General features: G+C 70.4%; 7 protein-coding genes. 4 read left to right on the forward strand and 3 right to left on the reverse strand.

Annotation, left to right across the window (positions count from 1 at the left end; translation table 11 throughout):
* The 4 genes from VNT50_RS03690 to VNT50_RS03705 all read left to right on the forward strand — a co-directional run.
* A partial coding sequence (locus VNT50_RS03690; protein WP_325483749.1) for a sugar phosphate isomerase/epimerase family protein occupies positions 1-844 on the forward strand: 844 nt, incomplete at its 5' end.
* A 66-nt stretch (positions 845-910) separates the two neighbouring features.
* Positions 911-2,188 (forward strand): ABC transporter substrate-binding protein, encoded by a 1,278-nt coding sequence (locus VNT50_RS03695; RefSeq protein ID WP_325483750.1) that lies wholly within the window; start codon positions 911-913, stop codon positions 2,186-2,188.
* A 115-nt stretch (positions 2,189-2,303) separates the two neighbouring features.
* Positions 2,304-3,860, forward strand: a complete 1,557-nt coding sequence (locus VNT50_RS03700) for a GMC oxidoreductase (protein WP_325483751.1) — start codon at positions 2,304-2,306, stop codon at positions 3,858-3,860.
* 10 nt (positions 3,861-3,870) lie between these two features.
* Complete coding sequence (locus VNT50_RS03705) at positions 3,871-5,895, forward strand: GMC family oxidoreductase (RefSeq protein ID WP_325483752.1); 2,025 nt, start codon at positions 3,871-3,873, stop codon at positions 5,893-5,895.
* Between the two features lie 56 nt (positions 5,896-5,951).
* On the opposite strand, the gene VNT50_RS03710 is transcribed toward VNT50_RS03705, so the two are convergent.
* The 3 genes from VNT50_RS03710 to VNT50_RS03720 form a co-directional block, all read right to left on the reverse strand.
* Positions 5,952-6,971, reverse strand: coding sequence for an amidohydrolase family protein (locus VNT50_RS03710; RefSeq protein ID WP_325483753.1), 1,020 nt, complete (start codon positions 6,969-6,971; stop codon positions 5,952-5,954).
* A 176-nt stretch (positions 6,972-7,147) separates the two neighbouring features.
* Positions 7,148-7,870, reverse strand: a complete 723-nt coding sequence (locus tag VNT50_RS03715) for an SDR family oxidoreductase (RefSeq protein WP_325483754.1) — start codon at positions 7,868-7,870, stop codon at positions 7,148-7,150.
* Positions 7,870-8,555 (reverse strand): SDR family NAD(P)-dependent oxidoreductase (locus VNT50_RS03720; RefSeq protein ID WP_325483755.1); only part of this gene is annotated, 686 nt, incomplete at its 5' end. The genes VNT50_RS03715 and VNT50_RS03720, both read right to left, overlap by 1 nt.

The raw sequence follows: 8,555 nt of genomic DNA on the forward strand, positions 1-8,555 counted from the left end.
CGCCACGAGATTTCGCCGGCTCACCGACGCGGCCGGCCTGGTGCCCTCCTGCTTGGGGGCGAACGTCGACACGGCCCGCCGTCGTGATCGCCACATGACCGATGACGAGACGGTCGAGAGCCTGGAAGCGCAGATCGACGCGGCGCGCACGCTGGGCTTCCCCGTCATGCGGATCCAGTTCGGCGCCAGGACGTCAGCGTTGCGGCGCGTCGTCACCGCTGCGGAGAAGGCGGACGTCAGGCTCGGGATGGAGATCCACGCGCCACATTCCGTGGATCATCCGACCGTCGTGGCCCTGCGGGAGCTCTACGACGAGATCGACTCGCCGTACCTGGGGTTCATCCCGGACTTCGGCGCATCGGTGAGCGCGATGCCCGCCGGCGCCGTCCGTCAGCAGCGCGAAGGTGGAATGCCGGAGGACGTCCTCGAGCTGATCATCACGACGTGGCAGAGCGTCCATGACGGGGCGCGAGACGCGTTTGCGGCCCGGCGTGAGCTGATGGCCGATCTCGAGGCGCGCGACGCGGGCGGGCAGGCGCTGGGGTTCGCGTGGCGAGCGCTCACGCTCTGGGGTGCGCAGCCGCCGGAGAAGTGGCTGGAGATCATGCCCCGCGTCGTGCACGTGCACGGGAAGTTCTTCGACATCGACGAGAACGGCGAAGAGCCGTCCGTCCCGTATCCCGAGTTGATGCGGGTCTTCCGCGAGGGCGGGTATGAGGGCGGCATCTCGAGCGAGTGGGAGGGGCGCGACTGGGCCGAGCATCCCGACGGCATCGCCATGGTGAAGGCTCACCAGGACCTGGTCCGGCGCCACCTCGCGGTGGATGCACCGGTCGGCAGCTGAGTCGTCCGCAGGGACAAACCGGATAGCCGCGCGGCATCCGGCCAACGCAGGAGGAGAGAGAAGCACATGAGAGGTACACGCACACGGAGGCTGGCCATCGCGACCCTCACCGTCGTGGCATCGGCGTTCGCCCTGGCGGCGTGCGGCGACTCGGGTGACGACAACGGTGGTACGAGCGGCGGCCAGCAAAAGATCCGGCTCACCTGGCAGGCGGGGTACGACAAGCCCGTCGGCGCGTTGATCAAGGCGTTCGAGGCCAAGAACCCCAACATCAAGGTCGAGGCCAACTTCCTGCCGATCGACTCGTACGGCCAGGTCGTGACGACGCAGTTCCAGGCGGGCAACGGGCCTGACGTCGTCTGGGGCTCGCCCGGGCGCGGCAACACGAACGCTCTTGGCCTGCTCTTCAACCGCGGGTGGCTTGCGCCGCTGAACGACCTGTCGTTCGCGAAGTCGATTCCCGAGGAGGCGAGCGCGATCGTCCACTCTGGTCCCACCCTGTACGCCTTGCCGGTCGCCGTCTTCCCGATCGGAGCGCTCTACAACGAGAAGGTCTACGACGAGGCCAAGCTGACGACGCCCACGACGTTCGACCAGATCCTGCAGGTCTGCAAGACGCTGAAGGACAAGGGCAAGTCCGCGATCGGCATCCCCGGCCAGGTGCCTGCGCTCTTCGTCGTTGGGATGGCATCGAACTACGTCTACAACAAGATCCCGGACTGGAACGAGCAGCGCGACACGGGCAAGGTGAAGTTCGCCACATCCCCCGAGTGGAAGGAGACGCTCAACGCGTTCAAGACACTGAACGACGGGGGTTGCTTCCCGAAGGGCGCCGCGGCGATCAACATCCCGCAGGCGATCGGCCGGCTTGCGAACGGCGGTTCGCTCATGTCGATCGTCCCCGGTGACGCCTCAGCCGGCATCTCGGCGGCCAATCCGAAGACGAAGCTCGGCATCTTCCCGTTCCCTGGACCGACCGCCGACGCGACCCACGTGCCGATCTCCTACGGGCAGGCGCTCGGGCTCAACAAGAGCTCCAAGCACCTGGACGCGGCCAAGAAGTTCCTCGAGTTCGTGGCGCAGCCCGAGCCGTCCAAGCTCGTCGCGCACGCCATGGGCGTCCCCACGATCGACGAGTTCAAGCAGGGCCAGTTGACGCCGGTCCTCGCCGGCCTGCAGGACACGGTCAAGGCCAAGCAGACGACGGCGTACGGAGCCCTCGGGTTCCCGAGCGGCGATGTCTACGACACCGTCAACAAGGCAACGCAGGGGATCCTGAGCGGACAGGTCAGCGTCGACGAGGCGCTCAAGATGATCGACACCGCGTGGGACAGCGCGAAGTGACCAACGGCTGACGCGGCCCGCGTGCCTGGGGATCCTCAGGTGCGCGGGCCGGCCGCGCTCGGACAGTGCCCAGCGCGAGCCTCTGGAGCTCGCCCAACGAGAGGAGGTGCCTGCGATGGTCTCCATCGACCCAGAAGTGCTCATCGTCGGCAGTGGACCGATCGGCGCGACGTTCGCCCGGACGATCTTCGACCGCCGGCCGTCGACCGAGATCCTCATGGTCGAGGTCGGTCCACAGCTCACCGACCCGCCGGGGATGAACGTCAAGAACCTCGGCGACGAGCGCGAACGGCTGGTGGCCCAGGTCCGCTCGCAGGCTCCAGATTGGAGCGAGGCCGACATCGAGATCGCCGCGAGCATGTCGATGCGTGCACCGACCGGTGATCGCGCCCGGCCCGGTACGGCCTACGTCGATCCGGAACGTGCCCTGCGCGGCGGGCCGGACACGATGTCGGCGGCCGCGATCTCCACCAACGTCGGTGGGATGGGCGCCCATTGGACGTGCGCGTGCCCGCACCCGGCTGGCCGCGAGCTCCCGACGTTCATCGGGCCGGACGAGTGGGAGCCCGCCCTGGCGCGCGCGCAGGACCTGCTCTGCGTCACGACCGCCGCGTATCCCGCGACCATCCAGGGAGAGGCAGCGCGCCGCGCGCTGTCGGCGGAGTTCGACGATGAGCTTCCGGAAGGTCGCAAGGTCCAGCCGATGCCGCTGGCCTGCCGCGTCCTGCCCGACGGCTCGCGGTATTGGACCGGGGTGGACATGGTCCTCGGCCCGCTGGCCTCCGATCCGCCGGCCTCGTTCGAGCTGCGCTCCAAAACGCTCTGCCGCCGGCTGGTGGTCGACGGCGGGCGCGTCGCGCAGGCGGTGCTGCGGGATGTCGCGACGGGCGCCGAGACCGTCGTTCGCCCGAAGGTGGTCGTGGCGGCCTGCGACGGCCTCCGGACGCCGCAGCTGCTGTGGGCATCCGGCGTCCGACCGACCGCGCTGGGTCGCTACCTCAACGACCACATCCAGCTGATGGGCGCGGCGGCGCTGGACCAGGCACTTGTCGCCCAGGTGGCGGGCGACCCGGAGGCCGGCAACCTCGTCGATGGCCGGGCGATCCCGGGCGACACGCTGATCGGCGTGTACTGGATCCCGTACTGCGACGATCACCCGTACCACAGCCAAGTCATGCACCTGGATCTCTCACCGGTGCAGATGGGTGCGCGGATGACGGCCGATCGCACGGACATCGTGGGCGCGGGTTTCTCGATCCCGAAGGACATCCAGGCATCGGACCGGGTCGTGATGTCTGACAGCGAGGTCGACGCGTACGGCATGCCGAAGATGCGGATCGACTACTCGCTGACCGAGAAGGATCGCGCGACGATCGACATGCTCAAGCAGCGCCAGATCCGGATGGCCGATGCGCTCGGCGGCTTCGCTCCGGGGCGCAAGCCCTTCGTGATGCCGCTGGGAAGCTCGCTGCACTACCAGGGTGCCTTCCGCATGGGCACCGACGATGACGGCACGTCGGTGTGCGACCCGTCGTGCCGTGTCTGGGGGCTGCCGAACCTCTTCGTCGGCGGCAACGGCGTCATCCCGACCGCGACGGCCGCGAACCCGACGCTCACCAGCGTGGCGCATGCAGTACGCGCGGCAGGCAGCCTCGTGGGCTTGTTGTCGTGAGCGGATCCGCGTGTCGGGCGCCGTGACCGCGGAAGGTCGGGCAGTCCTCGCCGCCGCGTTCGACCGGATCCTGCCGGAGCGCGGGTGGGACATGGCGGTGCGGGAGTACCTCGACGCCGAGGGCCACGGTGACCTGGCGCCGCTCATGCCTGCGCTGGAACGCGTGGCGGCGCGGCTGGCAGAGCTGTCGCACGGGACGTTCGCCGAGCTCGAGCCTGAGGCTCGCGACGCGTTGCTGGCGTCCATGATCGGCGACCCGGAGCGCTCGCAGGACGCCCAGGTCCTGCCGCGAATCGCCCACGAGGCCCAGTACGCGTTTCGATCGGGCGGCGCCGACCCGCCCGGCTGGGCTCGCGTCGGGTTCGATCCGGTGTCGTCGAACGAACGCACGCACGCCGCGGGTCGGCTTCCCCCGGCACCGAGCGCGTCTGTCTCCGACCGCTGGGACGCCATCGTCGTCGGCGCGGGAGCAGGCGGCGGCGCCGTCGCCTACGCCTTGGCCGCCGCGGGGCATCGCGTCCTCGTCCTGGAGCGCGCAACGAATTACAGCAATGCTGAGCTCCGCGGCGATCATCTTCACGGCAAGCGGCTCGGCATCTATGGGGTGGCCGCAGGCGGGCCCGGCGCCGGGCATCCGCGTGTGGCCGAGGTCGACGGCGTGGCGGAGGTTGTCGACGTCACCGAGGATCCGCATGGCTGGGCGTTGAACGCGATGTGCGCCGGCGGCGGCACGCGTCTGTGGCAGGCGCAGGCGTGGCGCTTCGCGCCGGAGGACTTCAGGATGGCCGAGACATACGGCGTGCCCGCCGGCAGCACCCTGGTCGACTGGCCGTTCGGGCGGGACGAGCTCGATCCCTGGTACGACCGTGCCGAGGAGCTGGTCGGCGTGTCGGGCGCGCCGCTGGCGCCGACCGGGCGCGCGACGCGCGCCGACGCCTACCCGATGCCGCCGCTTCCGTGCGGCTCTGCAGGGGAGGCGTTCATGGCCGCCGCGCGTGCGCGCGGCTGGGACGCCGGCCCAGTGCCGTATGCCATCAACAGCGAGCCGCGGAACGGTCGCGCGGCCTGCGTCCGCTGCCATCAATGCCAGGGCCACGCGTGCCCCGTCGACGCCAAGAACGGCAGCCACAACACCGTGCTCGCGCGCGCAGTCACGACCGGACGCTGCGCAGTCCTGTTCGAAGCGCGCGCCGTGAAGATCGTCGTCCGCGGATCACGGGCCCGCGCGGTCCGGGTGGTGCTCGCAGACGCCGGCGAGCGCGAGATCGCGTGCGGTCGTGTCGTCGTATGCGCCGGGGCAGTCGAGACGCCGCGGCTGCTGCTGGCCTCCGGGATCGGCAACGACCACGTCGGCCGGCACGCCCATTCTCACGCGATCGTGTCGGTCCTCGCCGACGGAGGACCGGAGGGGTTGGGCGACTTCAGCGGTCCTGGGCACACGACCGCGACGCTGAGGTTCGTCCATGGAGGCGGCGCGCCGTTCGGCGGCGGCGTGCTGTTCGACGCGCCGCCGCTGCTGCCGCTGGCCGCAGCACGGGTCGCAGAGCAGCTCGGCGCTCCCGGATGGGGGGCGGGGCACGAGCGCTGGATGCGCAGCGGCCGGCGCAGCCTGATCGGCGCGATGAGCATCGGCCAAGAGGTGCCCGACGCGATGTCGCGCGTGATGCTCGCGCGTGACGTGACGGATCGGGACGACATGGCGGTCGCGCGCATCCGGCTCCGCCGCCATCCGGCGACGGACCGCCTCCTCGACTTCCTCCGGGACCGCTGCTGCGAGTGGCTGAGCGAGCTCACGCCGGCCACTCCGATGAGCATGTTGCAGCGGACCGCGTTCTCCGAGCATGCGGCGGGCACCTCCCGGATGGGCGATGACCCAAGCAGGTCGGCTTGCGATCGCTTCGGGCGCGTGCACGGGTGGGACAACGTGCACGTCGCCGACGCCTCGCTCCATCCGACCAACGGGAGCGTGAATCCCGGCCTGACGGTCATCGCGAACGCGCTGCGGGTGGGTGACGCGATCGTTCGCGGCGCCTGAATTCCGCCTCGCGTCGGGCGGACGCGCATCCGGAGCCTGAGGAGCCGTACCGGTCCTCAGTGATCCGGACGGAGGATCGACCGCGCGGCGCGGCGATCGACGTTCATCGCCGGTCCGAGCAGGCGGGTCGCGTTGCCGTGCGCGATCTTGGCTCGATCGGCGGGCGAGATCGGCAACGCGTCGAACCACCTGGCGGCGTCCTCCATGCGCTCGAACGGGTGGTCGGCGGCGAACAGCACGCGGTCGGCCCCGAGCTCGAGCAGGATGCCGATGAGCGATGCCGTGTGGTAGTTGCCGCTGATCGTGAGGTGGAAGTTCTCCCGCAGCACGGTCCGCGGCGGTCGCTCGAACGCGACGTCCTCGCGGTGCGCGATGCGTTGTTCGAGCCGCGCGATGGCGAACGGCAGGTTCTCGCCGAGATGGCCCAGGATGATCTGCAGGTCGGGGTGGCGGTCGAACAGCCCGCTCGTGATCAGTCGCAGCGCGTGGGTGCCCGTCTCCACGCCGAACGCCCACGCCGGCCCGAGCAGCTCCGGCCGCCCCTCGTACATCCGGGAGTGCGCCGGCAGCGGGTTGCGTGGGTGGAGATAGAACGGCACTCCGAGCTCCGCGACACGAGCCCAGAACGGTGCGTACTCGGGCTGGTCGTAGTACGCGATCGAGCCGTCCTCCAGTTCCGAGAAGCCGTTGGCAAGCGCGCCGACGAACCCGAGCTCCCCCACTGCGCGTCCGAGCTCGTCCGCCGCTGCGCCAGGATCCTGGAGCGGGATGGCCGCGAACCCAGAGAAGCGGTCGGGCCGGCTGGCGACCAGCTCGGCGAGCGCGTCGTTGGCCTCGCGGGCGGTCGCGATCGCGCGCTCGTGCGACGCGATGCCCTGGATGCCGTCCGAGCCCAGCGACAAGACCGATCGCTCGATGTCCAGGGCATCCATCTGCCGCAGCCGCTCGTCCACGTCGTGGAGGCCGGCGATCACGCGCCGCCAGGCATCGGGGGGCCACCCCACCGGTGCGATGCAGTGCTCCAGGGCCGGGGTGACGAAGTGCTCCTCGAGGGCGATCTTGCCGTGGCGTTCCATCGACGCTCCGCTTGTGCCGGGCGTTGCTCGCCCGAGGCCGGGTGTCGGCCGGACAGTAGGTTCGCGTTCCTCCGCCGGTCAATGGCTGATCCCTCGTTTCGGTGCGTCGTCGACCCGACGGACAACGCCGCTGACGATCTCGACAGAGCCCGTGCGCAGCCGCAAGGGCCAAGATGTCAGCCCGGGAGCACGATCGACCAGCCGCCGTCGACGACGACGTTTGCGCCGGTGACATAGGCGGCTGCGTCGCTGGCCAGGAACACCGCGACGTTGACGACGTCCTCGGCGGTGCCGAGGCGGCCGAGCGGGATGGCGCTGGCGATGTCGCGCATCGGGTGGTCGGGCGCAAGCAGGTTCTCCTGGCTGCCCGGCGTCACGATCATCCCGGGGCTGATGCAGTTCGCCGTGATCCCGTGCCGCGCGCCTTCGGCGGCGAGCTGCCGGGTGGCGGCGATGACGCCGCCCTTCGAGGCCGAGTGGGCGACGCGGTCGTTGGTGACCGAGCCGGTCAGCCCCGCCGTCGAGCCGACCGTGATGATCGTCCCGCGTGTCTTCTTGAGATGCGGCCAGGCGTACTTGGCGCAAAGGAACACGGAGTCCAGCTCAGCGGCGAGCGTGAAGCGCCAGTCCTCGAACGACTGCGTGTCGACCGCGCCGAAGCGGACGGCCCCGGCGTTGGCATACAGGATGTCGATGCGGCCGTGGCGCTGCACCGCGGTCTCGATCCAATCGCGCACCGACGCCTCGTCGGTGACGTCGAGGTAGGGCGTGTCGTCGTCGCTGCGGATGTCGCCGCCGACGACGATCGCGCCCTCGGCCCGGAAGCGCTCGAGCGCGACGCGGCCCTGTCCGTTGGCGGTTCCGGAGATCGCCGCGACCTTGCCCTCGAGGTGACCCATCACTGCTCCTTGCGCATGGCGTCGGACAGGACCTTCGCGGCGGCACCGCCGACGAGGCCTCCGTCGATCGTGATCTCGGCTCCGTTGAGATAGCTCGAGTCGTCGGACATCAGGAAGACCATGAGCTTGGCGACCTCCTCGGGGCGGCCGGGGCGGCCAAGTGGCGTGATCGCGACGTTGGCCTCGAGAAACGCGGCGGGCGCTGACGCGGTCATCGGGGTTTCGATGTAGCCGGGGTGCACGGCGTTGACGCGGATCCCCCGCTGGCCGAGCTCCATCGCCGCCGCCTGCGTGAGCCCGCGCAGCGCCCACTTGCTCGTCGTGTACGCGGCCGTGTAGTGGCCGATCAGTGCGGCGATCGAGCCGACGTTGACGACCGATGCGCCCGCGTGCATGAGCGGCATCAGCGCCTGGATGCCGAGCATCGGGCCCGTGACGTTGACGCCGAGCACGCGGTTCCACTCGGCGAGATCGACGTCGCCGAGGCGCACACGGCTGGTGATGCCGGCGTTGTTGATGAGCCCGTCGACCTGGCCGTGGCGCTCGCGCAGCATGGCGGCGAGCGCACTCCAGCCCTCGGGGTCGGCGACGTCGAGCGCCACCGGCTCGACGCCCGGCCCGGCCGCGGGCGCCTCGAGGTCGGCCGCGATGACGTGCGCGCCCTCGGCGGCGAGCGCCGCCGCCT

The organism is Microbacterium sp. (genome assembly GCF_035554235.1).
Lineage (GTDB): Bacteria > Actinomycetota > Actinomycetes > Actinomycetales > Microbacteriaceae > Microbacterium.

Bases quoted from the DNA above. Each gene is read 5' to 3' on its own strand.
- VNT50_RS03695 (WP_325483750.1), top strand. From the start codon at position 911: ATGAGAGGTACACGCACACGGAGGCTGGCCATCGCGACCCTCACCGTC.
- VNT50_RS03700 (WP_325483751.1), top strand. From the start codon at position 2,304: ATGGTCTCCATCGACCCAGAAGTGCTCATCGTCGGCAGTGGACCGATC.
- VNT50_RS03710 (WP_325483753.1), bottom strand. From the start codon at position 6,971: ATGGAACGCCACGGCAAGATCGCCCTCGAGGAGCACTTCGTCACCCCG.
- VNT50_RS03715 (WP_325483754.1), bottom strand. From the start codon at position 7,870: ATGGGTCACCTCGAGGGCAAGGTCGCGGCGATCTCCGGAACCGCCAAC.